Annotated in this window: 24 protein-coding genes; 8 read left to right on the top strand and 16 right to left on the bottom strand. The window is 56.1% G+C overall.

Translation table 11 applies throughout. The annotated features are described in order from the left end of the window. Positions 1 to 34: 34 nt before the first annotated feature. The 4 genes from rbfA to pnp all read left to right on the top strand — a co-directional run bounded on the left by rbfA (position 35) and on the right by pnp (position 4,152). A complete protein-coding gene (gene rbfA / locus ACTG2T_RS04695; RefSeq protein WP_005338799.1) occupies positions 35 to 472 on the top strand; it encodes a 30S ribosome-binding factor RbfA in 438 nt (145 codons plus the stop codon). A gap of 1 nt (position 473) precedes the next feature. After that, positions 474 to 1,424, top strand: a complete 951-nt coding sequence (gene truB, locus ACTG2T_RS04690) for a tRNA pseudouridine(55) synthase TruB (protein WP_005338798.1) — start codon at positions 474 to 476, stop codon at positions 1,422 to 1,424. A gap of 143 nt (positions 1,425 to 1,567) precedes the next feature. After that, the gene (rpsO, locus tag ACTG2T_RS04685) at positions 1,568 to 1,837 is read left to right on the top strand and encodes a 30S ribosomal protein S15 (protein WP_005338797.1); all 270 of its coding nucleotides are present in this window, start codon (positions 1,568 to 1,570) and stop codon (positions 1,835 to 1,837) included. A gap of 167 nt (positions 1,838 to 2,004) precedes the next feature. Next, positions 2,005 to 4,152, top strand: a complete 2,148-nt coding sequence (gene pnp, locus ACTG2T_RS04680; protein WP_201937376.1) for a polyribonucleotide nucleotidyltransferase — start codon at positions 2,005 to 2,007, stop codon at positions 4,150 to 4,152. A gap of 98 nt (positions 4,153 to 4,250) precedes the next feature. On the opposite strand, the gene ACTG2T_RS04675 is transcribed toward pnp, so the two are convergent. The 11 genes from ACTG2T_RS04675 to ACTG2T_RS04625 all read right to left on the bottom strand — a co-directional run bounded on the left by ACTG2T_RS04675 (position 4,251) and on the right by ACTG2T_RS04625 (position 16,485). Beyond that, complete coding sequence (locus tag ACTG2T_RS04675; protein ID WP_042080649.1) at positions 4,251 to 5,309, bottom strand: protein-glutamate methylesterase/protein-glutamine glutaminase; 1,059 nt, start codon at positions 5,307 to 5,309, stop codon at positions 4,251 to 4,253. Then, entirely contained in the window at positions 5,306 to 5,797 is a 492-nt protein-coding gene (cheD, locus tag ACTG2T_RS04670; RefSeq protein WP_005338793.1) for a chemoreceptor glutamine deamidase CheD, read from the bottom strand. Before cheD ends, ACTG2T_RS04675 begins: the two co-directional genes overlap by 4 nt. A gap of 3 nt (positions 5,798 to 5,800) precedes the next feature. Beyond that, on the bottom strand, positions 5,801 to 6,604 hold the full coding sequence (locus tag ACTG2T_RS04665) for a CheR family methyltransferase (RefSeq protein ID WP_330124000.1): 804 nt from the start codon (positions 6,602 to 6,604) through the stop codon (positions 5,801 to 5,803). 56 nt (positions 6,605 to 6,660) lie between these two features. Next, a complete protein-coding gene (locus ACTG2T_RS04660) occupies positions 6,661 to 8,415 on the bottom strand; it encodes a methyl-accepting chemotaxis protein (protein ID WP_330124001.1) in 1,755 nt (584 codons plus the stop codon). A 43-nt stretch (positions 8,416 to 8,458) separates the two neighbouring features. Further along, on the bottom strand, positions 8,459 to 9,028 hold the full coding sequence (locus tag ACTG2T_RS04655; protein ID WP_257700099.1) for a chemotaxis protein CheW: 570 nt from the start codon (positions 9,026 to 9,028) through the stop codon (positions 8,459 to 8,461). A gap of 12 nt (positions 9,029 to 9,040) precedes the next feature. Further along, the gene (locus tag ACTG2T_RS04650; protein ID WP_330124002.1) at positions 9,041 to 10,966 is read right to left on the bottom strand and encodes a HAMP domain-containing methyl-accepting chemotaxis protein; all 1,926 of its coding nucleotides are present in this window, start codon (positions 10,964 to 10,966) and stop codon (positions 9,041 to 9,043) included. Positions 10,967 to 10,976: 10 nt separating this feature from the next. Beyond that, entirely contained in the window at positions 10,977 to 13,187 is a 2,211-nt protein-coding gene (locus ACTG2T_RS04645) for a chemotaxis protein CheA (protein ID WP_330124003.1), read from the bottom strand. 22 nt (positions 13,188 to 13,209) lie between these two features. Then, positions 13,210 to 13,536 (bottom strand): STAS domain-containing protein, encoded by a 327-nt coding sequence (locus tag ACTG2T_RS04640; protein ID WP_005358513.1) that lies wholly within the window; start codon positions 13,534 to 13,536, stop codon positions 13,210 to 13,212. A gap of 13 nt (positions 13,537 to 13,549) precedes the next feature. Continuing rightward, positions 13,550 to 13,918: a response regulator gene (locus ACTG2T_RS04635; protein WP_005338778.1), complete on the bottom strand. Its 369-nt coding sequence runs from the start codon at positions 13,916 to 13,918 to the stop codon at positions 13,550 to 13,552. 9 nt (positions 13,919 to 13,927) lie between these two features. Continuing rightward, on the bottom strand, positions 13,928 to 15,142 hold the full coding sequence (locus tag ACTG2T_RS04630; protein WP_330124004.1) for a methyl-accepting chemotaxis protein: 1,215 nt from the start codon (positions 15,140 to 15,142) through the stop codon (positions 13,928 to 13,930). Between the two features lie 254 nt (positions 15,143 to 15,396). Next, positions 15,397 to 16,485, bottom strand: coding sequence for a ketoacyl-ACP synthase III (locus tag ACTG2T_RS04625; RefSeq protein ID WP_330124005.1), 1,089 nt, complete (start codon positions 16,483 to 16,485; stop codon positions 15,397 to 15,399). Between the two features lie 226 nt (positions 16,486 to 16,711). On the opposite strand from ACTG2T_RS04625, the gene ACTG2T_RS04620 reads away from it, so the two are divergent. The 3 genes from ACTG2T_RS04620 to ACTG2T_RS04610 all read left to right on the top strand — a co-directional run bounded on the left by ACTG2T_RS04620 (position 16,712) and on the right by ACTG2T_RS04610 (position 20,346). Beyond that, a complete protein-coding gene (locus ACTG2T_RS04620) occupies positions 16,712 to 17,653 on the top strand; it encodes a LysR family transcriptional regulator (protein WP_330124006.1) in 942 nt (313 codons plus the stop codon). 127 nt (positions 17,654 to 17,780) lie between these two features. Then, positions 17,781 to 18,389 (top strand): LysE family translocator, encoded by a 609-nt coding sequence (locus ACTG2T_RS04615; protein ID WP_330124007.1) that lies wholly within the window; start codon positions 17,781 to 17,783, stop codon positions 18,387 to 18,389. Between the two features lie 97 nt (positions 18,390 to 18,486). Continuing rightward, complete coding sequence (locus ACTG2T_RS04610) at positions 18,487 to 20,346, top strand: peptidase U32 family protein (protein WP_330124008.1); 1,860 nt, start codon at positions 18,487 to 18,489, stop codon at positions 20,344 to 20,346. Between the two features lie 132 nt (positions 20,347 to 20,478). Here the strand turns inward: ACTG2T_RS04610 and ACTG2T_RS04605 are convergent, their stop codons facing one another. The 5 genes from ACTG2T_RS04605 to ACTG2T_RS04585 all read right to left on the bottom strand — a co-directional run bounded on the left by ACTG2T_RS04605 (position 20,479) and on the right by ACTG2T_RS04585 (position 24,567). Continuing rightward, complete coding sequence (locus tag ACTG2T_RS04605) at positions 20,479 to 21,282, bottom strand: hypothetical protein (RefSeq protein WP_330124009.1); 804 nt, start codon at positions 21,280 to 21,282, stop codon at positions 20,479 to 20,481. Positions 21,283 to 21,466: 184 nt separating this feature from the next. Continuing rightward, positions 21,467 to 22,159: a hypothetical protein gene (locus ACTG2T_RS04600; protein ID WP_330124010.1), complete on the bottom strand. Its 693-nt coding sequence runs from the start codon at positions 22,157 to 22,159 to the stop codon at positions 21,467 to 21,469. After that, positions 22,150 to 22,371, bottom strand: a complete 222-nt coding sequence (locus tag ACTG2T_RS04595; protein WP_330124011.1) for an AAA family ATPase — start codon at positions 22,369 to 22,371, stop codon at positions 22,150 to 22,152. The genes ACTG2T_RS04600 and ACTG2T_RS04595 overlap by 10 nt, the downstream gene beginning before the upstream one ends. Before the next feature lie 136 nt (positions 22,372 to 22,507). After that, entirely contained in the window at positions 22,508 to 23,026 is a 519-nt protein-coding gene (locus ACTG2T_RS04590) for a methylated-DNA--[protein]-cysteine S-methyltransferase (protein WP_330124012.1), read from the bottom strand. Beyond that, positions 23,023 to 24,567: a DNA-3-methyladenine glycosylase 2 family protein gene (locus ACTG2T_RS04585; protein WP_330124013.1), complete on the bottom strand. Its 1,545-nt coding sequence runs from the start codon at positions 24,565 to 24,567 to the stop codon at positions 23,023 to 23,025. Before ACTG2T_RS04585 ends, ACTG2T_RS04590 begins: the two co-directional genes overlap by 4 nt. 411 nt (positions 24,568 to 24,978) lie before the next feature. Here ACTG2T_RS04585 and ACTG2T_RS04580 point away from each other — a divergent pair, with 411 nt between their 5' ends. Further along, the gene (locus ACTG2T_RS04580) at positions 24,979 to 25,368 is read left to right on the top strand and encodes a type IV pilin protein (protein WP_042080667.1); all 390 of its coding nucleotides are present in this window, start codon (positions 24,979 to 24,981) and stop codon (positions 25,366 to 25,368) included. The last annotated feature ends 1 nt before the right edge of the window (position 25,369 follow it).

The raw sequence follows: 25,369 nt of genomic DNA, 5'->3' as shown, positions 1-25,369 counted from the left end.
GGGGCCGCGGCCCCCTTTTATCGCAGGATAGAATATGGCCAGAGAATTCAGCCGGACCCGTCGGGTCGGACAGCAGATCCAGCGTGAAATTGCGCTGATCCTGCAGCGCGAGGTGAAAGACCCGCGCATCGGCATGGTGACCGTTTCCGATGTGGAAGTGTCCCGTGACCTCAACTATGCCAAGATTTACGTCACCTTCTTGCAGCTGGAAAATGATGCCGAGCGCATCAAGGAAGGCTTGCAGGGTCTGACCGAAGCAGCCGGATATATCCGTAGTCTGCTGGGCAGTGCCATGCGTCTGCGCGTGGTGCCCGAGCTGCGTTTCTACTACGACCAGACCCTGGTCGAGGGGATGCGTCTCTCCAACCTGGTGACCAACACTGTGCGTGAAGACAAGCGTCGCATGGCCGAATCCGGCCGTGACGAAGAAGCTGAATCCGCACCGGATGACACGACTGAGGATAAAGCCTGAGATGACCCGAAGACGTCGTTTCAAGGGCCGTGATGTGCACGGCATTCTGCTGCTGGACAAGCCGACCGGCCTGACCTCCAACGATGTGTTGCAGAAGGTCAAGCGCATCTACAACGCCGCCAAGGCCGGTCACACCGGCGCACTGGATCCGCTGGCGACCGGCATGCTGCCGATCTGCCTCGGCGAGGCCACCAAGTTCTCCCAGTATTTGCTGGAAGCGGACAAGCGCTATGAGGTGACCGCCAAACTGGGCGAGCGCACCAACACCAGCGACTCCGACGGTGAGGTGGTCTCCACCCGTCCGGTGAACGTGGCTGTCGGTACCCTGATCGAGGCGCTGGACCAGTTCCGTGGCCCCATCATGCAGGTGCCCTCCATGTACTCCGCGCTCAAGCACAACGGCCGTCCGCTCTACGAATATGCCCGCGAAGGCATCGAGATTGAGCGTGAAGCCCGTCCCATCACCGTATTCGAGCTCAAACTGCTGAGCTTCGAAGGTGATGAAGTGCGCCTTGAAGTGCACTGCAGCAAAGGCACCTACATCCGCTCTCTGGTGGATGATCTGGGTGAAGTGCTGGGCTGTGGTGCCCACGTGACTCAGTTGCGTCGTACCCAGGTGGCCAGCTATCCGTACGAGCGGATGCTGACTCTGGAGCAACTCGAGTGCATCTTCGAGCAGGCCAAGGCCGAGAGCATCCCGCCGCGCGAGCAGCTGGATCCGCTGTTGTTACCGATGGATACCGCCGTGGCAAGCTTGCCCGAGGTGAACATGCTGGCTGTTGTGGCTGCCTATGTGAATCAGGGCCAGGCCGTGCAGGTAGCGGGTGCGCCGCAAAGCGGTCAGGTTCGCATGACGGTCGGCCCGGAGCGCGAGTTCATCGGTGTTGGCGAGATTGATGATGATGGCCGCGTCGCCCCCAAGCGACTGGTGCGTTATCACGACGAGGAGTGATCCTCAGGCGTATCTGCGCGTCTTTCCCGTTTCGCCTCTTTATCGTTGCGAAAAGGGGCGGGGACGATTATGATACGGCCCTCATTTCACGGCTGAATTAGAGATTGGCTGTGAACCTTTAAACACTCTACTGGAGTATTACCATGTCTCTAAATGCTGAGATCAAAGCTCAAATCGTTGCTGACAACGCTCGTTGCGCCAACGACACCGGTTCCCCCGAAGTGCAAGTTGCCCTGCTGACTGCCCAGATCAACCATCTGCAAGGTCACTTCAAAGAGCACTCCAAGGACCACCACGGTCGTCGCGGTCTGCTGCGCATGGTTTCCCAGCGTCGTAAGCTGCTGGACTACCTGAAGCGTAAAGATTCCGAGCGTTATGCTGCTCTGATCGCCAAGCTGGGTCTGCGTCGTTAATCGACCATCAGATTTCGCGAAAAAGGGGAACCGTCAGGTTCCCCTTTTTTATTGCTCTTCAAGCCGTTGCCTGCCTCACAGAATTCGCGTCGCCGCTTACCTTTTGCATCGAATCAAGTATACTTGTGCGCGAATTTAAAGAGCCAAATTGTAAAAAGGAAATTCACGTGAATCCTATTGTAAAGTCATTCCAGTACGGTCAACACACCGTCACTCTGGAAACCGGTGTGATGGCCCGTCAAGCCACTGCGGCCGTTATGGTCAGCATGGACGATACCTGCGTATTTGTGACCGTAGTCGGCAAGAAAGAGGCCGATCACGGCCGTGATTTCTTCCCGCTGACCGTCAACTACCAGGAGCGTACCTATGCTGCTGGTCGTATCCCGGGTGGTTTCTTCCGTCGTGAAGGCCGTCCGAGCGAAGGCGAGACCCTCATCTCCCGTCTGATCGACCGTCCTATTCGTCCGCTGTTCCCGGAAGGCTTCCTCAATGAGGTTCAGGTCGTTGCGACCGTAATGTCCGTGAATCCGGCCGTATCCCCCGACATCGTTGCCATGATCGGTGCCTCTGCTGCACTGGCCATCTCCGGTATCCCGTTTGGCGGCCCGATCGGTGCTGCTCGCGTGGGTTACATGAACGGTCAGTATGTGCTGAACCCGACCACTACCGAACTGCCGCAGAGCGATCTGGATCTGGTGGTTGCCGGTACTGCCAATGCCGTGCTGATGGTTGAGTCCGAAGCGGCCATCCTTTCCGAAGAAGTGATGCTGGGCGCCGTGGTGTACGGTCACGAGCAGATGCAGACCGTGATCAATGCGATCAACGAGTTTGCCGCTGCCGTCGGCACCAAGCCGTGGGACTGGACTCCGCCTGCCGTCAACGAAGCGCTGAAAGCCAAGGTTGCCGAGCTGGCGAGCGCCGAGCTGGGTGAAGCCTACCGCATCACCGAGAAGGCTGTTCGTTACGAAACTATCGCGGCCATCAAGGGTCGTGTGGTTGAGCAAGTTATCGCTTCCGGTGTGGAAGAAGATGCCAAGAAGATCGGCGAAGAGTTCCACAGCCTGGAAAGCCGCATCGTTCGTGGTCGCGTAGTACGTGGTGAGCCGCGTATCGATGGTCGCGATCCGGAAATGATCCGCGCCCTGAGCGTAGGTACCGGTATTCTGCCCCGTGCCCACGGTTCTGCCCTGTTCACCCGTGGTGAAACTCAGGCCATCGTGGTCGCCACTCTGGGTACCGAGCGTGACGCCCAGAACATCGACGAGCTGACCGGCAACCGTGCCGATCGCTTCATGCTGCACTACAACTTCCCGCCATACTGTGTCGGTGAGACCGGCATGATGGGTAGCCCGAAGCGTCGTGAAATCGGTCACGGCCGTCTGGCCAAGCGCGGCGTTGCTGCCGTGATGCCGAGCGCCGCCGAGTTCCCGTACGTGGTGCGCGTGGTCTCTGAAATCACCGAATCCAACGGCTCCTCCTCCATGGCGTCTGTCTGTGGTTCCTCTCTGGCGCTGATGGATGCCGGTGTGCCGATCAAGGCCTCCGTTGCCGGTATCGCCATGGGTCTGGTGAAGGAAGAAGAAGGTTTCGTCGTGCTGTCCGACATTCTGGGTGACGAAGATCACCTGGGCGACATGGACTTCAAAGTAGCCGGTACCACCGAAGGTGTGACCGCGCTGCAGATGGACATCAAGATCGAAGGCATCACCAAAGAGATCATGGAGATTGCGCTGAAGCAAGCTCGTGGCGCTCGTCTGCACATCCTGAAAGTGATGGACGAAGCTATCCAGGCTCCCCGTGCCCAGATTTCCGATTTCGCACCGCGTATCCACACCATCAAGATCAATCCCGAGAAGATCAAGGACGTGATCGGTAAGGGTGGTTCCGTGATCCGTGCGCTGACCGAAGAGACCGGCACCAACATCGAGCTGGATGATGACGGTACTGTACGTATCTCCGCCGTGGCCAACGAAGCCGCCATGGAAGCGATCCGTCGCATCGAGGCCATCACCGCCGAGATCGAAGTGAACCGCATCTATGAAGGTAAAGTTGTTCGTCTGGCCGATTTCGGTGCATTCGTCAACATTCTGCCGGGCAAAGATGGTCTGGTACACATCTCCCAGATCACCGACGCTCGCGTGCAGAACGTGGCTGACCACCTGACCATCGGTGACGTAGTCAAGGTGAAGGTACTGGAAGTGGACCGTCAGGGCCGCGTACGTCTCTCCATCAAGGAAGCGAACGCCCCGACCGAAGCAGCTGCACCTGCTGCTGACGCCGCTCCGGTCGCAGAAGAAGCGCCTGCTGCAGAGTAATCTGCTCGCCTGATACCGGATAGGTTCCGGTTGATGTAAAAAATCCGGCTCCCCAATGGGAGCCGGATTTTTTTATGGTCAAAACGCGCAATAAGGGATTACTTGCCGAGGATGGCGTACTGCATCTCTTGCAAGGGAAGTACATGGCGGGCTGCTCCCAGCTTGATCGCCTCCTTGGGCATGCCGAAGACCACGCAGGAGGCCTCATCCTGGGCATAGGTGTTGGCACCCGCATCCAGCATCTCGCGCAATCCCCGGGCTCCGTCATCCCCCATGCCGGTCATGATGATGCCGGTGGCATTCTTGCCGGCATATTTGGCGACGGAGCGAAACAGCACATCTACCGAGGGGCGATGGCGATTGATAAGCGGCCCGTCGACTACCTCGACGTGATAGTAGGCACCGCTGCGTTTGAGCAGCATATGCTTGCCTCCGGGGGCAATCAGCGCCAGCCCCGGGATTACCCGGTCATTGTTCCTCGCCTCCCGCACTTCTATCTGGCAGACCCCGTTCAACCGCTCGGCAAACATGGCGGTAAATTTCTCCGGCATGTGCTGCACGATGACAATGCCGGGGCTTACCCGGGGCAAGGCTGTCAGCACGGCTTCCAGCGCCTGGGTACCGCCGGTCGAGGTGCCGATGGCGATGAGCCGCTCGGTGGTTTGTGCCATGGCGTGCTGGTTGGGCGCCAGCATGGCATCCGCGTTGAGTTTGGTGCTGACCGGCACAGAGGAGGGCTTGCCCACGCGCTTGAGGTTGGCCTGGGCCGCGGCACGTACTGCCATGGCCAGGTCGTGGGCAGATTCTTGCAGAAAGCTTTTTATCCCCATGGTCGGTTTGGTGATGATGTCCACCGCGCCGGCAGCCATTGCCTGCAGGGTGGTCTCGGCCCCTTTTTCTGTGAGGGAGGAGCAGATCACCACCGGGGTTGGATGCTCTGCCATGATCTTGGAGAGAAAAGTGATGCCATCCATACGGGGCATCTCCACATCGAGCACGATGACGTCAGGCCACTCTTTCTTCAGTTTTTCCTGGGCAAACAGGGGATCCGATGCCGTGGCTATCACCCGGATATCAGGCTCCTGCTCCAGCACCGCTTGCAATACCTGTCTGACCACGGCGGAATCATCCACCAGCATGACCCGGATCTGCTTCATTCTCGCGACTCCCGTTGATGTGGCAGACGATGATGGCGGAGCCAGACACTGCCGTTGCTGAGCTCAAAGAGCAAGCTTCGGTGGCCGCTATGGCCAAGATGATGAGCCTTGATATCAAGGCCAAGGTGTCGGGTCAGCTGCCAGGCTGCCTGAATATTTTTGGCGGCGACATTGTTGTCGCTCTGTGCGTATTGAGGCTCGGTAAACATGTTGCCACCCCCGAACAACTTGGCCTCATATTCATGGATGGGGGCGGGATAGTGACTGGCCGCTTGCAGCAGCAAGGCGAGGGCCTCATCGGCATAGCGCCCATCCAGCTTGGCAGAGGGATTGCGCCGACTTGGCAGCATGTAGTGACACATTCCTCCCTGCTTCTGCTCCGGATGCCACAAGGTGATGGCAATACAGGAGCCCAGTACGGTTCTGACCACCACATCCTCCTTGCCAAAAAAGAGCTCTCCCGGTTGCAGGATCACCTCCCGAGTCATGACTTATCTCTTCTGATAGATGGAAGGCGAGACAAGCAGCAGGCCGTGGTGCAGGCCATGCAGGCTCTCGGTGTGGCTCACCAGCAGGTAGCCACCGGGTTTGAGTCTGGGTACCAGCCGCTGCAATACTTGCCCTTTGGTCTCCTTGTTGAAGTAGATCATCACGTTTCTGATGAAGATGACGTCAAACATGCCGATGTCCGGCAGATCCTGATTGAGGTTGATCTGCATGAACTGCACCTTGTCCCGCAACTTGCGATCGATGATGAAGATGCCCTCCTGCAGGCCCACACCCTTGAGGCAATATTTCATCAAAAAGGGCAGTGGAATATTTTGCGCCCGCTCGATGGGGTAGCGACCGCTCATCGCCTGTTCCAGCACCCTGGACGAGATATCGGAGGCCAGGATCTCCCAGTTGAAGGTGCTGCGTTTTTCCGCGAGGGTCATGGCCAGACTGTAGGGCTCCTCGCCGGATGAGCTGGCAGCGCTCCAGACCCGCAGTGGTTGCTCGGGCGGGAGCGCTGAGACTATCTCCCGCGTCAGAAACTCGAAGTGTTTGGGCTCCCTGAAAAAGTAGGTTTCGTTGGTGGTAAGGAGATCAAGTGCCAGCTGCAGTTCGCTGCTGCGATCGTTCATGATGAGCTGGAAATAGTCGTCATAACTATCCAGCTCATAGTGGCAGAGGCGTTTCGCCAGGCGGCTGGCTACCAGCGCCTTCTTGGCAGGAGACAGCTCTATCCCCGCCGTTTGATGAAGCCAGCGTTGGAAACGGGAGAACTCATCATCATGCAGCTGGGTTTGATACAAAAACTATCCCTCTACCTGTGTTGTCGGAGATGGGAGAGGCAACGCCTCTCCCGTGACTAGAACCGGACAAAATCGCCATCGCCCGTGGGGCGTTGGACTGTGGCGGCTCGTTCCCGACTGTTGGCCGTGCTCTCGTTCATAAAGCGACCTCGGGTATTGGGGTGAAGATGCGAGGTGGCTGCTTTACCTTCTTTGGTGTGGGCCTCCAGGGTAAAGAACTCCATGGCCAACTGCAGCTGTTCAGCCTGGCTGCTCATCTCTTCTGCTGTGGCAGCCAGCTCTTCGCTGCAAGAGGCATTCTGCTGGGTAACCTGACTCAGCTGGTTCATGGCCTGATTGATCTGGCTGACACCGGTGGATTGCTCAACCGAAGCGGCACTGATCTCCTGAACCAGATCCGAGGTCTTGTTGATGGAGGGCACCATTTGATCGAGCAGGCGACCTGCTTTTTCCGCCATCTCGACACTGCTGGAGGCCAGCTCGCCAATCTCCTGTGCTGCCACCTGGCTGCGTTCGGCCAGTTTGCGCACCTCCGCCGCCACTACGGCAAAGCCTTTGCCGTGATCGCCTGCCCGCGCCGCTTCGATAGCTGCGTTGAGTGCCAACAGATTGGTCTGGTAGGCGATGTCATCGATGATGCCAATCCGTCTGGCGATCTGCTTCATGGCATCCACAGTCAGTTTGACCGCTTCTCCTCCCTCTACGGCCTCTTTGGCTGCCTTGCTGGCCATGCCATCGGTGACCTGGGCATTGTCGGTATTCTGGTTGATGCTGGCGCTCATCTGCTCGATGGAGGCGCTGGTCTCCTCCATGCTGGAGGCCTGTTCACTGCTGGATTGGCTGATCGACTGGGCGGTCGCGCTTACCTGCTCGGCGGCACTGGAGAGGTTGTCAGAGGCGCCGCGCACTTCGGTGACGATGTTGGTGAGCGATGCGATGGTCTTGTTGAGCGCATCCTTGGTGGTGCCAAACACGCCGGGATAGTCCGCCTCAATCTGTTGGGTCAGGTCACCTTTTGCCAGACATTGCACGACCCGGATGACGTCGTTGAGGGTGCTGTCGATCACTTCGGCAATCTGGTTGATCCCTTCTCCCATCGCCTGAAAGAAGCCGCTCTTGCCAGCAAGTTCCATCCTGCGGTGCAGCTCGCCATTGATCACGGCCTGCACAATGTCGGACATCTCTTTCTCTATCATCACCTCCTTGGTTCTGTCGGCCCATTCGACCACGGATCCCAACCGTTCACCGGTATCGTTGAAGACCGGATTGGCGATCAGGGAGAAGGTGCGCCCCCCCAGCTGAATCTGGGTACGGTAGGTGCTGTTGAGTTTGGCCAGCATGGCGCGCTGATGGCCGGGATTTTTATGAAAGCTGTCGATGTTGGCGCCCATCAGCTGATTGGCGTTGAAGCTGTATAGCTCTTTCTTGATGTCGGTCTCGGCCTGATTGAGCATGCCGGTCACAGCCTCGTTCATATAGATAATGTCGAGGTTGGTATCGGCAATCATCACGTTGGTGCTGGCGCAGTCGAGTGCTTTGCGAACCAGCTGGTTCTCATGGAGCAGCACCTGGTTCTTTTTAATGTCGTTGCGGCTCTGTTCCAGCTTGTCACTGAGCAAGGTGACCACCTCGTTGATGGCATGTCCTACTTCACGCAAGGGGCTATCCATACCGGAAAGATCGAGTGGTGCTGGAACCTGCTCTGCCAGGACTGCGTGTTGCAACTGGCCTATTGCGTCGAGTAACTGGGTCCGCTGCCTCACTTCGGTGGCATTGTCTCCGAAGAGTTTTCCTAAGAGTGATTGGGTCATGAGCGTTTCCTTATGCTGCATGTCGTGGAGTATGGAGGCCTGTTCAGGAGGGTTGCAGGTTGCCTTGTGGCAACCTTGCCTGTGGCTGGGCCAGTTCGCTGAGTTGAGCCATCTCATCGAGTGACAACACTTTCCCGGTATCGATGAGGATGACGAATTTGCCGTTGACCTTGCCCATGCCGCTGATGAAATCGGCCCGGATGCGGGCACCAAAACTGGGTGGGGGCTCGATATCTGCTTGTGGGATACCCAGTACTTCCGATACGGAATCCACCACAACGCCAATATCCTGACCTACAGGTTCATCGCCCTGCGGGGCCACCCCCTCAATAATGACGATGCAACTGCGGCGAGTGATGACCGAAGGTGCATTGCCAAAGCGGGCATTCAAGTCTACGACCGACACTACCGCTCCTCTGAGGTTGATTACGCCGCGAATAAAACCTGGCATCATCGGAACCGGAGTGATATTGCCGTATTCGATGATCTCTTTGACCCCCAGAATATTGATGGCGAACATCTCGTTGTTGATCAGAAATGTCAGGTACTGGGCATCGCCACTGCTCTCGTCAGCGGCCGCTGATGGCACCGTGATGTCGGTGGATGTATGCATGGTCGCCTCCGGTTAAAAGCGGACAAAATCCGCGTCATCAATGGAATGGGATGATGGTTGATTGGGCTGGCTGGCCCGTTGTGGGGGGGCGATGAAACTGCCTCTGGGGGGAATGCCCTTGTGGCCGGTTTCATGGGTCCTGGTGTTGAGTTGCGCACTTTTTTCCAGAGCAAAAAAGGCCATGGTTTGCTGCAGTTCGCTGGCTTGCGAGCTCATCTCTTCGGCCGTGGCCGCCAGCTCCTCGCTACTGGCCGCATTCTGTTGTGTCACCTGATTAAGCTGGTTCATGGCCAGACTGATCTGGTTGGCTGCACTGGCTTGTTCACCTGAGGCGGCATTGATCTCTTGTACCAGGTCAGAGGTTTTGCGAATGGAGGGGACGATCCTCTCCAGCAGGTTGCCAGCCCTCTCTGCCTTGCTGACGCTGTCGGAGGAGAGCTCGCCAATCTCCTGCGCAGCGATCTGGCTGCGTTCTGCCAGTTTTCTCACCTCGGCAGCAACCACCGCGAAGCCTTTGCCATGCTCTCCGGCGCGAGCCGCCTCGATGGCGGCGTTGAGGGCAAGCAGGTTGGTCTGGTAGGCAATGTCGTCGATGATGCTGACTTTCTTGGCGATTTGCTGCATGGCGGTCACCGTCTGTTGAACGGATTGGCCCCCTTCGGTGGCCTCCAACACCGAGTTGCTGGCCATGCTGTCGGTGATCTTGGCGTTCTCGGTGTTCTGATTGATGCTGGCGCTCATCTGCTCGATAGAGGCGCTGGTCTCTTCAACGCTGGCCGCTTGCTCGCTGGTGGCTTGGCTCAATGCCTGCGCCGTGTTGCTCACCTGATTGGAGGCATTGGTCAGGTTGTCGGCGGCGTTGCGTACCTCTTCGATGATATTGGTCAGCGCAGTGATGGTCCGGTTGAGGCCGTCTTTGGTCTGGCCGAAAATACCTGGGTAGGGCTCATCGATCCGTTGGGTCAGATCACCCTTGGAGAGTGCGGTGGCGATGCGCATCACATCTTCCAGGCTGGTATCTGTCACATGGGAGAGGCGATTCAGCAGCTCTGATACCCGCTTGATGTAGCCCTGACGATCCTCCAGCGCAATCTTGTGGCTGAAGTCGCCCTGTTCGACAGCGGCGGTGACCAGCGTCTCGATATCCGTGATCAAGGCCCCCAGTTTCTTGACCATGTTATCCATCGCCATCAAGAGCTGACCCGCTTCATCGTTGGAGTCTATCTGGATCGATACATCCAGATTGCCATCGGCCAGACTATTGGCCACGCGCAGAGCCTGTTCGATAGGGGTGACGATGCTTTTGATCAGCAGGGTGCCAAACCAGGCTGCGAGTGCGATGCCGACCGCGATAACCACCGCCATGGTTATCAGCATCACGCCATACCAGGATTGCGCTGCGGTATATTCCGACTTGGCCACATTGAGCTGCAGGTTGACCAGCTCGGTGATTTTGTTGCCTATCGGGTCGATGGAGCCATAGAGGGCGCCGTCAAAATTGTTCAGCATGCCAGTAATCATGCCGTGCTGGGTGGCGAGGTATTTCTCCAGCTTGCCAATATCGGTATCAGCCGCGTTGAACAGGGTTGTCGCCTCGGCTGACAAACGCTGTTCATCCGGTGTGAGAGTGGTGGACTGGTAGTGATGCCACTCGTTTTTGATTGTCTGCTGGGCCTGTTGTATCTGCTTCAAAGCCTCTTCTGCTGGGATCAGCCCCGCATTGGCCTTGTTGAGGTTGTCGATGATCGAGACGGCATAGCTGTCGGAGATGGTCTTCAGCTGCTTGAGGGGAACCACCCTGTCGTTGTAAACGCGCTGCAACCCGGTATTGCTGCTCTGCATGTTGTATAACCCGAGGCTGCCAACGGCCAGCAGCAGCAGGCAGAGCATGCAGAGCAGTACAATAAGACGCAATTTGATGGTGGAATTTTTTAACATGATGGTCCCCTCAGTTGATGCTGGATTGAGGCAGGTTGCGCGACACTGTCAACCTGTTGAGCTGACAGGATTCCTGAGTGATTGCGTGCTGGATCAGCGAAGGAATGTCGAGGATCAGGGCTACCTCTCCCCCCCCCAGAATGGTTGAGCCACTGATGCCCTGCAGGCGCTGGAACAATTTTCCCAACGGTTTGATGACGGTCTGGAATTCTCCCAGCAGCTCATCCACCACCAGTCCGGATTTTTTGCCTGCGTGGCTGACCACGACAATGTTCTCGCGCCGCCCCTTGCTGCCATTGGTATCGAAGTAGTGTTGCAGGCGGATAAAGGGCAGCACCTCGCCACGCAAATTGATGTAATTGCGACCCTGGGTGTCGGACAGTGCACTCTGGGTCAATTCAACGCACTCGATCACCATATCGAGGGGAATGACGTAGTGGGTGTCGCAGACTCGCACCAGGAAGCCGTCGATGATGGCAAGGGTGAGCGGCAGGCGGATCTGCACACGGGTTCCTTTTCCCGGGATGCTGTCCAGATCGACCGTGCCGCGCAGGGCAGTGATGTTGCGTTTGACGACATCCATGCCAACCCCGCGACCGGAGAGGTTGGTTATCGCCTCGGCGGTAGAGAACCCCGGCTCGAAGATCAGGTTGTATATCTCCTGATCCGTCAGCGTGGTGGTTGGGCTGATCAGACCGCGCTCGATGGCTTTTTGCTGGATCTTGGTTTTGTTGAGACCTGCACCGTCATCCCGAATTTCGATGACGATACTGTTGGAGTCGTGATAGGCATTGAGATTCAGGGTGCCACGGGGGGGTTTTCCTGCCAGCAGCCGTTGCTCTGCCGATTCAATGCCATGATCCATCGAGTTTCTGACCAGATGCATCAGCGGATCGCCGATCTTCTCTACCACCGACTTGTCCAGTTCAGTCTCGGCTCCGGAGATCACCAGAGTGATATCCTTGTTCAGTTCCTGACTGACATCGCGCACCACCCGCTGGAAGCGGTTGAAGGTATCGCCGATAGGCACCATGCGCAGGCGCAGTGCACTGTCGCGGATCTCTTCCACCAGCATGGCAATGACCGAGGTGGCTTCCTGCAGCTGGCTTTCGCGGGTACGTTGGGCCAGCAGATTGGCTCCTGAACTGGCGACTACCAACTCCCCGACCAGATTGATTAGATCGTCCAGCTTGTCGGCATGCACCCTGACGTAACGGCCCTCTTTGCTCTTGCTCTCCTTGGTCTGGTTCTGTTTTTTCAGAGCAGCATCGACGACGGCTTCGTTGACGGCACCCTGCGCAATAAGGATTTCTCCGAGTCTTGGCGCTTGTTCTGCCGGGGTCGCTTGTTGTGCCTGCAGACCGCTTGCTAACTCCTCTGCCGTCAGGGCGCCGGTGTTGACCAGCAACTGCCCCAACATGGCGCTATCTTCAGGCAGCGACTCGATCAGGTTGATGTACTCGGCGATCTTGCTGTGGGGTGGCAAGATGCTGATCTGGCAGTCATCTCTGACAAATTCAAAGACATCGCTGATGGCCGTCTTGTCTGCCTGCGAGTCGAAGTCTATCTCGTAGCCTAGGTAGCAATTCTCCGGATCGAACTGTTCCCAATCCGGTAGCACCTGATGGATAGTCTCCACCGAGCATATGGTTCCGAGAGTGCCGAGATAGCGCAGAAATGCGGCCGGATCCATGCCATTGCGCAGCACATCGGGACCAAAACGCAGGGAGATATGCCACAGGGAGGCGGAGCTGGTAATCCCTCCCTCTTTTTCGATCTTGGGTTCCGGCGTATGTACAGTATCTGGCAGCGTGGCATGGGGGACGCACTGATGACGGGTGAGGGTGAGCCTCAGCCGTTCATCCTGGTTGGCATCGCCATCGCTTAACGTGCTGCCCTGCTCTGCAACGACACTGATGAGCGTCTGGATGTGGTCACAGCTCTCCAGCAGATCCTTGATCAGAGGAGAGGTGACGGTGAGCTGCTGATTGCGGATCTGGTCTAGCAGATCCTCGACAATATGGGTAAACCCGACTATTGGTTGCAGACCAAACAGGCCAGCCGACCCCTTGATGGTATGAGCAGCACGGAAGATGGCTCCAATCAGCTCGCTATTGTCAGGGTCAGATTCCAGTGATAGAAGGGCTGACTCCATCTCTTCAAGCAACTCGCGTGCCTCGGCGATATAGGTTTGTAAAGCCTGATCAAGATCGATGCTCACGGTGACTCCTTGTCATGGTGGCTCAGGGCCGTTCGCCATGGGTGATGAGGGTGGGGTCGCCAAAAAAGGCCGAGAGCTGGCAGAGCTCCAGCAGTTCAAGCACAACATGGCTGTGCCAGACCAGTGCCAGGGAGGAGCCTTGCTGCAGAGCGGTTTTCTTCGCTGCCAGCAGCAGTTGCAGCCCGGCGCTGTCTATCTCGGATACCGCTGCCAGATTCAGCTCCAGTTCGTTCCCCTGATGCAATAAGGGCGAGAGGGCATCTTTCAGCTCGCTGACTGTATAAATGGTGATCTCGTCCGGCATGGTCACCACTACCTTGTTGTCGAGTAGCTCACTCTGTAGTTGCATGATGCGCTCCGGGTCACGGCATGATGAGCTTGGCGACTGCGGCCAGCATCTGTTCGGGCTGGAAGGGTTTGACCACCCAGGCTTTGGCCCCCGCGGCTTGTCCCTCCTGCTTCTTGCTGTCCTGAGACTCGGTGGTTAGCATGATGACAGGGGTAAATTTGTAGTTGGCCAGCTTTTTAGCCTCTTTGACGAAGGTGATGCCATCCATGTTCGGCATGTTGACGTCACTGATGATCAGGTTGATCTTCTTGCCATCTAGTTTGTTGAGCGCATCTTTGCCGTCAGAGGCTTCCATGACCTCATAACCGGCTCCCTTGAGGGTCATGCCTACGACTTGGCGAATAGTTGCCGAGTCATCCACGATCAGGATCGTTTTGCCCATATCTCTCTCCTAGAAAAATGTGATGTCGGCGCTGCTTGGTTGCGCGTTGACAGAACGGGTGGTGCGACCATGGTGAATATTGCGCTGTTCGTCGGTGGCGTATGAGAGTTCCATCTCTGCCAGCCAGCGATTGGCATCGATCTGGATTGGCCCTGTCGCATTGCTGCTCTGCTCCGAAGCAACCAGGTGGCTGGAGAGGCTCTCCATGTTTTGTCTGACGTGGCTGAGGATCTGGCTGACCCTGTCTTGAAATTGCAGCGAGACAATGACGCTGGAGATTTCGCGATGGATATCGGTGCTCTCGTTTTGCAGCAGGGAGGCGGATTCCGCCAGGCTGTCAGTGGCATGGCGAAAACGGGCCAGTACCTGTTCGATTGTCTGCTCCGAGTTGAGCGCCGAGGCGTGATCCCGTGCGGCAGCATTTTCGGCAATCTGGAAGGCGCGACCGATAGCAGTATTGATGGTGTCAACCTTGTCGGTCATCTTCTGGGCGGTTTCGCTGGAGAGGCGGGAGAGGTTGCGCACTTCATCAGCGACCACAGCAAAGCCACGGCCTGCTTCCCCTGCACGAGCCGCTTCAATGGCGGCGTTGAGGGCCAGCAGGTTGGTCTGGGAGGCGATTTTGGCCACATCCATGGCCATGGTGTTGAGCTCTATGGTGTAGGTGGTCAGGCTTTTTATCTCACCCAGCATGGCGTCCCGATTGGCTTGGGCGGAGTGCAGGATGGCCACTACCTCATTGAGTTGCTGCTGGCTCTCGCTCAAGACTCCTGCCATGCCACGGGAATTGGCATCACCCAGTTCTCCGGCTGCCAGATGAGAAGCATTGACGGCTTCTTCCAGCTTGTTGGCCAAGCCGCTGAAGCGTTGAGTCAGGTCAATCATCGCGGCTTCGGTTTGTTGACGAGAGCTTTCAATTTGCTGGGACCAGATGGGGAGTGCCTTCTCGCACACCTGTTCGAGCCCGATGATGGAGTGGGCGAGAGGATCGGTTGCGACGGTTTGTTCCTCTCCTGCACGATGTCGGAGTGGGTGCTGGTGGAAGTGATTTGATGTCCAGAGCGCGGCGGCAATAGCAACCAGCACATTGAGCAGCAGGTAGAGAGGTGACAGCGCATCGGCGAGCTGCAGCAACAGGCAGCTCAGCAGAGCAAGCCCGATGCAGCAAATCCAGCAAACCGGTTCCCAAAGCGGTGTGTTCACGCCACTTTTGTGTTGTGCCATACGTAGCTTATCCCTGTGCAATTATTTGGTAAGAGGTAAAGGCGCAGGACCGAAACAGTCATGGTGCCCCTTGACGCTCTTTTCTTTATTTATAGTTGGCACAATAAGGTTAGCGGAAAAAAATTAATTGGCTGCAAATCGGAGTTGTTTGTATCAGCGATTGCCGTATCAAGCGGCTTGCGAGGTGGGGGGGGTGAGCCAGGTGGGGATGAAAAGGAGAGAAGGAGCCTGAGGATTCAGGCTCCTGATGAGGATCACGCCTCGTTGGCGTGGGCCTTCTGGCACCCTTCGACGGCATGGGCGATGAGCTCCAGCGCGCTCTGGTCGCACGGGGGCAGTTCGGCATCGCACGCCTTAATAGGGGTGACGCGATCGCCCCACTTGATGATGGCGGCCCCCCAGGTCAGGCCGGCACCGAAAGCGGCGGTCAGCAGATAGGAGTTCGGCTTGACGCGGCCCTGCTCCAGCGCTTCGCACAGGGCGATGGGCACTGTGGCTGCGGAGGTGTTGCCATAGTTTTCGATGTTGACCATCACTTTCTCCATCGGCGCATTCATCCGTTTGGCGAGGGTCTCGATGATGCGGAAATTGGCCTGATGGGGAACGATCAGGTCGACCTGCTCCGGCGCAATGCCAGCTTGTGCCAGCACAGTGCTGGTGGCTTCACCCATGCCGCGCACGGCGCGTTTGAAGATCTCCGGCCCTTCGAAGTTGAAGGTGAACAGCCCATCGATATCGGCAAAACGCACCCGATCGGTACCGAAGTTCGGTACGTGCAGGATCTCCCGCGCTTCGCTGTCGCAGCCCAGCTTGTTGGCGAGCAGGCCACACTCCTGCTCGCTTGCCTCGATCACCACGGCACCGGCACCATCGCCAAACAGCACGGCGGTATCGCGGCGCGCCCAGTCCAGCAGGTAGGTGAGGCGCTCGGCACCAATCACCAGCACCTTCTTCATCATGCCGGTCTGCACCAGCGAGGTAGCGACGGAAAGGGAGTAGACGAAACCGGTGCAGGCAGCGTTGAGGTCAAACACGGCGGCGTTGACGGCGCCGAGCTTCTTTTGCACCGCAGAGGCGGCACTTGGCAGCAGGTTGTCCGGGGTGGCGGTGGCCAGGATGATGCCATCGAGATCGCTCGCTTCCAGACCGGCGCAGGCCAGCGCGCGGCGACCGGCCAGGGTGGCGAGATCCGAAGTGCTGACATGGGAGATCCGGCGGGCCTTGATGCCGGTGCGCGGATAGATCCACTCGTCTGACGTATCCATGATGGTGCTGAGGTCGTCGTTGGTCAGCACAGAGGGAGGCAGGCATTTGCCCCAGCCGGTGATATTGGCGTATTTCATCTTGTTACCGCTTCTCAAAGTGGATCGCCCGCGGGCGGAAAATCGTGCAATTATGCCGTACGAGACAACCACTGTCATCTTGTGGTCATGGTTATGTGCGGGGGGATCCGCTGTGCCATCTGGTCGCAAAGGGCTGCAACGTGCTGAACATGGCAGGAAATTTTGCTTAAAACGCGGGACTCCTCTGCCCTAATATAGGCGTTTCACCACCTATGAGGGTATCTCCTTGCTCAGAGCCAATCTCAACTTGTTGCCGACCCTCAAGGTGCTGCTGGAGACCCGTAATATCAGTCGCGCCGCCGAGCTGCTGCACCTTAGCCAGCCCTCCATCAGCAAGCAGCTTGCCCAGTTGCGCAGCGAGTTTGATGACGAGTTGTTGGTGCGGGAGGGGCAACGCTGGCTGCTGACGCCACGGGCCGAACTGTTGGCCGCTCAGCTTGCGGATTCTCTCGGTGCGCTGGAGCGGCTCTACGAGGCGCCCGGATTTGACCCGAGCCGCTGCGAGCGGGTATTTCGGCTCGCGTCTTCTGATTATGTTGCCCAACATATTCTGCCCGATATCTGCGCCGCGCTTTCCAAAGAGGCGCCGTTGGCGGCGCTGGAGTACAGCCTGTGGGACAAGCGTCAGCTGCCGCAGTTGTGGCAGTCCGAGCTCGATCTGGTCTCCACCATCACCGAGCTGGTACCGGAGCAGATCCGTGGTCTGCATCAGGGGGAAGATCGACTGGCGGTGCTGATGGGACGTCAGCATCCGCTGGCAGGCAAGGCGCTGAGTCTCGATGACTATCTCGCTTGGCCTCACCTGCAGGTGAGTGGCGGTGGCGACAAGGACAGCCCGGTGGAGCAGGTGTTAGCGCCGCAGGGACTGAGGCGGCGCTGGTTTGCCAGAGTTCCCTTCTTTCAGGCGGCGGTGGAGGTGTTGTTGCGCACCGATTGCCTGATGACTACCCCGGCCCATATCGCCTGGCAGCTCTCCTGCGGCCATGAGCTCACCTTTGTCGACTTGCCCTTTGCGACCCGCGACCAGCAGTATCATCTGCTGTGGCATCAGCGCCACCATCAGGATCCGGCCCACCGCTGGTTTCGCGAGCTGGCCTACCCCTTCCTGCGGGATCACCTGCAACTTACCGTTGGCGAGAGTCGCAAGCTGCTCGAGCTCGGCGGTTAGCCCCGGTCAGTTGTATGGCACCATAGCCATGGGTTATGGGTTCTATTCATAACTTTCACTACTGGCATAATGAGTCAGCCCGTACCCTGAGTGCAGGTCATCATATCGAGCACAAAAGAGGAAAAGCATGGAACTGACGAGTTGGCTGGCACTGGCCGCAATCTGCGTGATGGGGGCCATCAGCCCGGGGCCGAGTCTGGCGCTGATCATCCGCAACACGGTGCAGGGCGGGCAGAGGCACGGCGTCGCCACTGCGCTTGGCCACGGCCTCGGGGTTGGTATCTATGCGCTGGTAACCGCGCTTGGCCTCTCGATCCTGATCACCCAGACCCCTATCCTGTTTGATCTGATCCGCTACGGCGGTGCTGCGTTTCTTGCCTGGCTCGGGGTGAAAGCCCTGCTGGCAAAACCAGCCAGTGGTGAAGCGAGTGAAGAGATGCACCAGCTGCGTGGTCGGCAAGGGGCCTTTGAAGGTTTTATGGTGGCCTTCCTTAACCCCCAGCTGGCGGTCTTCTTCATCGCCCTGTTCAGCCAGTTTGTGCGGGCCGATACCGGCTGGAGCGAAGGGGGCATCATGATGCTCACCGCGGGCGGGATCGATGCAGTCTGGTACGTGCTGGTGGCGCTGGTGCTCTCACGCGGGCCGGTGCTGGCGTGGCTTAAAGCCAAATCCTTTGTGATCGATAAGGTGAGCGGCTTGGTGCTGTTGGGACTGGCACTCAAGGTGGTTATGTAATCCTGTATTTCGCAGATACCTTAAGCGGGATCAAGGCACGTGGGTGGTGAATGGGCTAGAGTAGCGCCCATTTGCTGTCCGCCCTGATCCCGAGACCATGCACCAGAACAAGCACCCGTTAAGCCACAACAACCGGTTGGAGCTGCTGGCTCCGGCCAAGAACCTCGCCTACGGCATCGAAGCCATCAACCATGGCGCCGATGCCGTCTACATTGGTGGCCCTGCCTTTGGCGCCCGCAGTGCGGCGGGCAACTCCATCGAGGATATCGAAGCGCTGGCGCGCCACGCCCACCGTTTCGGCGCCCAGGTCTTTGTCGCCTTCAACACTCTGCTGCACGATCACGAGCTGGAGCAGGCCCGGCGCCTGACCCACCAAATCTATGAAGCGGGTGCCGATGCGCTCATCGTGCAGGATATGGGGCTGCTGGCGCTCGATCTGCCACCCATCGCGCTTCATGCCAGTACCCAGACCGACAACCGCACGCCGGAGAAGGTGAAGTTTCTGCAGGATGTGGGCTTCTCTCAGGTGGTGCTGGCGCGCGAACTGTCCCTTGCGCAGATCCGCGAGATCAGTGCGGCGACCAATGTGCAGCTGGAGTTCTTTATCCACGGCGCGCTCTGTGTCTCCTACAGCGGCCAGTGCAATATCAGCCATGCCCGTACCGGCCGCAGTGCCAACCGTGGTGAGTGTGCCCAGCTCTGCCGTCTGCCCTGCTCGCTGCAAAAGCCGGATGGCGAAGTGCTGGTGGCAGACAGCCACCTGTTGTCACTCAAGGATATGGATCAGACTGACAACCTGGAGGCCTTGATCGAGGCGGGGATCCGCTCCTTCAAGATTGAAGGGCGCCTCAAGGGGCTCGACTACGTCAAGAACGTTACCGCCTGGTATCGGCAGAAGCTGGACGCCATTCTGGATAGTCGCTCCGATCTGGTGGCTGCCTCTGCTGGCCGTTGCAGCTACAGCTTCACGCCTGACCCCAAGAAAAGTTTCAACCGCGGCAGCACAGACTACTTCCTCCATGGTCGCCAGCAGGGTATCGACTCCACCAAAAGCCCGAAATATGTGGGCGAACCGCTGGGGCGGGTCACCAAGGTGACCCGTGACGGTATCGAGATCGATGGCAGACAGGTCACCCTCAACAACGGCGACGGTCTGGGCTTCTTCAAGCCGAATAACGAGCTGGTGGGGATGCGTCTCAACAAAGTCGAAGGTAAGCAGTTACTCCTGTCAGAACGCATGCCGGGGCTGAAGGTGGGGACAGAAATCTACCGCAACCACGATCAGGCGTTCAGCAAGATGCTGGAGAAGGCGAGCGCGGATCGCCGTATCCGGGTCGATATGGTGCTGGCAGAGAGCGATGAGGGCGTGAGCCTCACGCTCAACGACGAGCAGGGCATCAGTGCCGTGGTGACGCTTCCCTGTGACAAACAACCTGCCGACAATCCGGAGCGGGCGCTGCAACAGGCGCGGGATCAACTTGGCAAGCTCGGCAATACCCTGTTTGTGGCGCGCAAGATTGAGTTGGCATTCACTCACCCGCTATTTATCGCCGCATCACAGCTCAATGGCTTGCGCCGGGATGGCATCGCTGTGCTGGAGGCCGCACGCGTGGCCAGCTACCAGCGCCCCGAGCGACGTATCGCCCTGCGGGATATCAACTATCCCCAGCACCGTCTCTCCTACCTTGGCAATGTGCTGAACAGCGCGGCCGAGCAGTTCTTCCGCGAACACGGGGTGGAGCGGATTGCTCCCGCCTATGAGGCGAACAAGGAGGAGCGGGAAGTGGTGCTGATGATCACCAAACACTGCATCCGCTACAGCCAGAACCTCTGTCCGAACGAGGTGCCCGGTCTCAAGGCCGAGCCGCTGGAACTCAAGATGGGTAAAGACACCTTCCGCCTGCGTTTTGACTGTAACCGCTGCGAGATGCATGTGATGGGGAGATTAAAACAATAGGCTGTCGCCGTTCTCGAAGAGAATTATTGAGGGGCAACCAAGTAAACAGATTTTTCTGTGTTATTGGACTTGCCCCTTTATACATAGAGTAAGAGAAGATGTTTTATGTTGTTCTAACTATGTATTAAAACATCAATCAAAATAACTATTAATATCATTCGCCCACGCTAAAGGAGATGATTGTTTATAATTCATAGAAATGTCATATTTTATTTTGTGGTTTGAAAGTATAGATTTTATGACATTTAAGTCTTGATATCCCTTTGCCCCTTTTGGAATAAGGAATTTTAATAAATTATTAATTTCGGTAAATTTTAAATCTTTATTTTGTTTGAAGTTTTTGCTGAATGCATTGTAATTTTCAGTAATGATCTGCTCTGCTGCAAAATAAAAGTCGGCAGCATCAAGACAATCCTCTAGTTCTGTTTCTGTATATAACCCAGCATTTTTAGGTTCAATCAGTTTGGGGCCATCATCAAACATTTGAAAGCGTCTGATTGATATTTTGTTACATACTTCCTTGTGGACAGATGCATCAATGTCTAGTCGAACTTTATCACTGTCAATAATAAATAATATCTTACCTTTTAAAGCTATCCGCTCAATTTTGTCAGATGCTGCAATTCTAAAGTATTCGAAGAGCTTGACAACATTTGAAACACCGCCAAGGGGTAAAATGTTAACATCATTATGGCGAGGGTCTATTAATTTCTCTAAATAATTTTTATCATCTGAACCTTCACAAACAATCCATTTCCCTCCAGCGCTTTTCATAATCATCAGCATAGATGAAACTAAATCCAAAAAACTTTTCATTTCAACAGATGCAGGAAATGATCGCCTCTCTTCATGTACAGAATGTAGATTAAATGATTTCAGTTCAATCTTACTCCCTTCATTAGACAAGTGATGTAGTGAAGCTTTTTCAGATGACATCAACACACCATACCAATGGGTTGATATTATCATTTGGACCTGATTTGCCAGAGATATATCAAATATTTTTTTAAATTGCTCGTAGCATGAAGTAACGGATAGAGAGGCTTCAGGCTCATCAATGCATAGAATTAATTTTTTCTACGTTCAAGAGTATCTTTGACAAATACACTAGCAACATCAATTAGTGCTCTTCTCTGTTCTCCTGAGCTGAGATTTGATATGTTTTTCTTTTCTTTTCTTTCTGTAGTGTTCTTATCTCAAAATAACCTTTAATGATCGAGTCAGTAATATCACTGGCATGAATTGTTTTTTTACCAATAGTAGGGGTGGCAAAATTGTAGTCATCATTAAAAAGTTTTTTATTAATTTCTGTAAGAAAAAGATCTAATTTTTCATTTATTTCAGAAACGATACTACCACCTTTTTCTCGTTGTTGATTCAATAGTTTTTCTATTTCAGTTGTTAAATTCTTATCCATCAATCCTTGTAAAGCATCGGATTGAATATCTAAGATTTGTTTTGAAGATACATCAACAGGAAGATATATAAATTCATAGAGTTTATATATCTCATTTTTTAACTCATTTAGGTCTGAACCAGAAACTGACTTCGGGCGTAGAGAGGTTCTGATCTTTTTGTCAAGGGTTGATGTAAAGTATGTTTCTTTGTCAATATTTAACCCAACAGATATTAAGTAATAGTCTGCAGGATTTGCCCATTCAGTTAGTTCATCTCGAAATGAAATGAACTTATCCATACCATCATATGAGAAGTTATTTTGCGTGATGGGAGGCTTATAGCTCCAAAAAATGTCACTAACAAGAGAAAGAGCTTTATTTTTTATCTGACATGTCTTTTTTTCAATCAGAAACACAGGGCAAATAAATGCTTCTGATTTTTGGCTGTATTATTTACATTCCATTCGCGATCATTAAATGCAAGATCTAATGCTTCTAATATAGATGATTTACCTACGCCATTATCACCGATAAAAATACTCAGAGTTGTTTTTTCTTTTGATAAAAACGGAACAAATGTTACTGTATGGAATATCTTGTAACCACGAATGAAACATCCTATCAACATAAAATACCTTAATAATGTTCTTAATCCTGCCTCATGGTGGAGGAAAATGCATCAAATGATTGTTTTGTCATTATATGTGTTGTTGGGTTTAGAATGAAGCTCTTCTGCCAAGTTGTGAGAGACTTGTCACTGTGATTTACCTTTTTAGGTATGACTCACTAGGGCTAAGATTGGGCTTCAATAATGTTTTTACTTCCAGAGTCAGCAGCGTTTTTTTAATCTCCAATCCCCCCGCATAGCCGGTCAGGCTGCCGTTTTGGCCGATCACCCGATGGCAGGGGACGATGATCGAGAGCGGATTGCGGCCGTTCGCCGCGCCCACGGCCCGCACCGCATCGGGTTTGCCGATGGTGCGAGCGATATCGCTGTAGCTGCGGGTCTCGCCGTATGGGATGTCGCACAATGCTTGCCATACCGCCTGCTGAAAGGCGGTGCCACGGGCGGCAAGGGGCAGGGAGAAGCGCTGCAAGCGACCGGCAAAATAGGCGTCAAATTCGGCGAGGAAGGGAGCCAGCGCTCCGTGATCTTGCTGCCAGCCACTCATATCGGGCAGTGCCCGCAGGCCCGCCACAAAGTCCACGTGCACCAGACCGGATTCATTGATGGCGACCAGCAGATCGCCGCAGCGGGTCGGCAGAATATCGTAGCGGATCATGGTGTTATCTCCTGTTGTTGGGTATCTGGCTGTTGTTCGTTGCCAGTGGCACGGAGTAGCAAATCGGGCGCTTCACTCATGGCATGCCACAGCCAGCTGGCCGCATAGCTGCGCCACGGCTGCCATGCTGCGCTTTGCGCCAACACCTCTTTTACCGGCAGCTTGGTGCCGCCGCCGAGTGCCTTTTGCAGCACCAGATCGGAAGCGGGGAAGGCATCGGTATCCAGCCCGCAGCGCAGCCGCCAGTAAGAGACCGTCCACGGGCCTATGCCCGGCAGCGCCAGCAACTGCTCGTTACTTGCTGTCGTGAGGGTCAGCTCGCCGCTGGCCAGCGCCTGTGCCACGCCCCGCAGGGTACGAATACGGCTGCCGGGCATGCCGATACCGTCGAGATCGAGTTCGCACAACTGGGCGGGGGTCGGTAGTTGCGCCACCCCGAATTGCACCTCGGTACGGGCTACCAGTCGCCCGAGTATGGTGATGGCTCCCTTGACCGAGACCTGTTGGCCGACGATGGCGCGCAGCATCACCTCGTATTCGTCCCAGCCACCCGGCAGCCGCACGCCGGGCCAGCGTGTCTGCAAACGGCCCAGTAGTGGATCCTGACCGAGCTGATCGCCGATCCGCTGCATGTCGGCATCGAGGTCCCACATCCGGCGCACCCGATAGAGCAGATCGGGCAGTGCTGCGAGCGGCAGATCATGGACTGTGAGTTGCAGGCTGTGCCCCTTGCCCTGCGCGATGCGCACCAGCGCGACAAGATCGCCGACCCGGTAGCGTCGCTCATACACCTCGCCATCTACCCGCTCCAGCCCGGGGATAGCTCGCAGCCGGTAGAATGCCAGCATGGCCGCCACGTCATACGGGGGGCGGTAGGGCAGTTGCAGTGTCAGGGTTGCGCCGCGCGGCTGCGCGCTCATGTGCTCTGGCGCGTCACCGTGCTGCTCCTGCTGGCGCAGGGAGCGCGGGGCCAGTCCGTAGGCGTTGAGCCAGGCGTCATTGAAGCGGCGGATACTGGCAAAGCCGGCGGCAAACGCGATGTCGGTAATGGGCAGCCCAGTTTCAGTCAGCAGCCGTTTCGCGAGCAGCAGGCGGCGCGTCTGCTCCACCTGTTTTGGTGAGGCGCCAAGGTATGCCTCGAACTGGCGGCGCAGGGTGCGCTCACTGATACCGCTCTCCGCTGCCAGTTCGGCGAGCGTGCTGTCTGCCAGCTCGCCGCGATCGATACGCGCCAGCAGGCGAGCCAGTTCAACCGGCAGATCGCCACGGGCTGCGGGGGCCAGCTCTGGGCGGCAGCGCAGGCAGGGACGCAGCCCATACTGCTCGGCAGCTGCGGCGCTTTGGAAGTAGCGCACATTGTGCTCGTGCGGTGGCCGTGCCGGGCAGACAGGCCGGCAGTAGATGCCGGTCGAGAGCACGCCGGTAAAGAAGCGGCCATCGAAGCGAGCATCGCGGGCGAGCCGTGCGGCGTGACACTGCTCGCGGCTGAGGGTGTTGATCACCTCATCCGGTGACGACTCTGGGCTGGGCTTTGCATTCATGGTGTTGGCGGCTTTGCTGGAATAGATGGCAAAAGAGTAAGGGGGCTCGGGGGCCATGACTAGCCAGAAACGGACAGAGATAGCAAAAATTGGCCAAAGGTTTTTTTGCTCTTTTATTGCACGGCCGGGTTTCACTCTTCGTCACGCTGTTATTCATGTATCGCGGCTCGACAGAAGGGGGCATAACGGATGGGTCGTAGGCACGATTGGCTTAGCTTTATTTGCTTAGCGAGATTAGTGGCGGCGAAAACTGCTTAAAAATTAATAACAGATCACATAATTATCTTTTTTACATTGAGTGTGGTGATTTTGTGTTGTTCAATCGAGTCAGTTAATTTTTGGTGATTATTAAGTCATCGTATTTGCGGCCCAGGGCCGACCAATAACAACAACACTTGCCAAGGATGATAAGTGAACGACTGTAAGGCATGGCCCCATTGCCGGGGGTTTAGTCTGATCGAGTTGTTGATCGCCATGACGGTTGTCAGCATTCTCGCGGCCATCGCGTTGCCTGCGTATCAGGGTTATCTGCAACAGGGACGTCGTTACGAAGCGCAACAGCAATTGCTAGAGCAGGCGCTCACCCTCGAACGTATCTATACCCAACAGGGCCGTTATCCCGACACGTTTGCCACCCCTTCCAACACGGATTTCTACCAGTTCAGCTACAGCCAGCAAGATGCTGGCGACTACCTGCTTAAAGCCATTCCAACGACGCGACAACAGGATGAGTGCGGCACTCTGACTCTCGATCAGACCGGTTATCGCGCGGCCAATCGCCATGACTGCTGGGGATCATAAG

Origin of the sequence: Aeromonas sp. 75A (genome assembly GCF_051919425.1) — a bacterium.
Classification (GTDB): domain Bacteria; phylum Pseudomonadota; class Gammaproteobacteria; order Enterobacterales; family Aeromonadaceae; genus Aeromonas; species Aeromonas veronii.
The sequence above is the reverse complement of the archived record's forward strand: the minus strand, read 5'-3'. Positions and strand labels throughout refer to the sequence as shown.

Bases quoted from the DNA above. Each gene is read 5' to 3' on its own strand.
- rbfA (WP_005338799.1), top strand. From the start codon at position 35: ATGGCCAGAGAATTCAGCCGGACCCGTCGGGTCGGACAGCAGATCCAG.
- ACTG2T_RS04640 (WP_005358513.1), bottom strand. From the start codon at position 13,536: ATGCAACTACAGAGTGAGCTACTCGACAACAAGGTAGTGGTGACCATG.
- ACTG2T_RS04610 (WP_330124008.1), top strand. From the start codon at position 18,487: ATGCACCAGAACAAGCACCCGTTAAGCCACAACAACCGGTTGGAGCTG.
- truB (WP_005338798.1), top strand. From the start codon at position 474: ATGACCCGAAGACGTCGTTTCAAGGGCCGTGATGTGCACGGCATTCTG.
- ACTG2T_RS04675 (WP_042080649.1), bottom strand. From the start codon at position 5,309: ATGAAGCAGATCCGGGTCATGCTGGTGGATGATTCCGCCGTGGTCAGA.
- rpsO (WP_005338797.1), top strand. From the start codon at position 1,568: ATGTCTCTAAATGCTGAGATCAAAGCTCAAATCGTTGCTGACAACGCT.
- ACTG2T_RS04635 (WP_005338778.1), bottom strand. From the start codon at position 13,918: ATGGGCAAAACGATCCTGATCGTGGATGACTCGGCAACTATTCGCCAA.
- ACTG2T_RS04625 (WP_330124005.1), bottom strand. From the start codon at position 16,485: ATGAAATACGCCAATATCACCGGCTGGGGCAAATGCCTGCCTCCCTCT.
- ACTG2T_RS04655 (WP_257700099.1), bottom strand. From the start codon at position 9,028: ATGCATACATCCACCGACATCACGGTGCCATCAGCGGCCGCTGACGAG.
- ACTG2T_RS04605 (WP_330124009.1), bottom strand. From the start codon at position 21,282: ATGTCATCTGAAAAAGCTTCACTACATCACTTGTCTAATGAAGGGAGT.
- ACTG2T_RS04615 (WP_330124007.1), top strand. From the start codon at position 17,781: ATGGAACTGACGAGTTGGCTGGCACTGGCCGCAATCTGCGTGATGGGG.
- ACTG2T_RS04590 (WP_330124012.1), bottom strand. From the start codon at position 23,026: ATGATCCGCTACGATATTCTGCCGACCCGCTGCGGCGATCTGCTGGTC.
- ACTG2T_RS04630 (WP_330124004.1), bottom strand. From the start codon at position 15,142: ATGGCACAACACAAAAGTGGCGTGAACACACCGCTTTGGGAACCGGTT.
- ACTG2T_RS04585 (WP_330124013.1), bottom strand. From the start codon at position 24,567: ATGAATGCAAAGCCCAGCCCAGAGTCGTCACCGGATGAGGTGATCAAC.
- cheD (WP_005338793.1), bottom strand. From the start codon at position 5,797: ATGACTCGGGAGGTGATCCTGCAACCGGGAGAGCTCTTTTTTGGCAAG.
- ACTG2T_RS04660 (WP_330124001.1), bottom strand. From the start codon at position 8,415: ATGACCCAATCACTCTTAGGAAAACTCTTCGGAGACAATGCCACCGAA.
- ACTG2T_RS04650 (WP_330124002.1), bottom strand. From the start codon at position 10,966: ATGTTAAAAAATTCCACCATCAAATTGCGTCTTATTGTACTGCTCTGC.
- ACTG2T_RS04595 (WP_330124011.1), bottom strand. From the start codon at position 22,371: ATGTTGATAGGATGTTTCATTCGTGGTTACAAGATATTCCATACAGTA.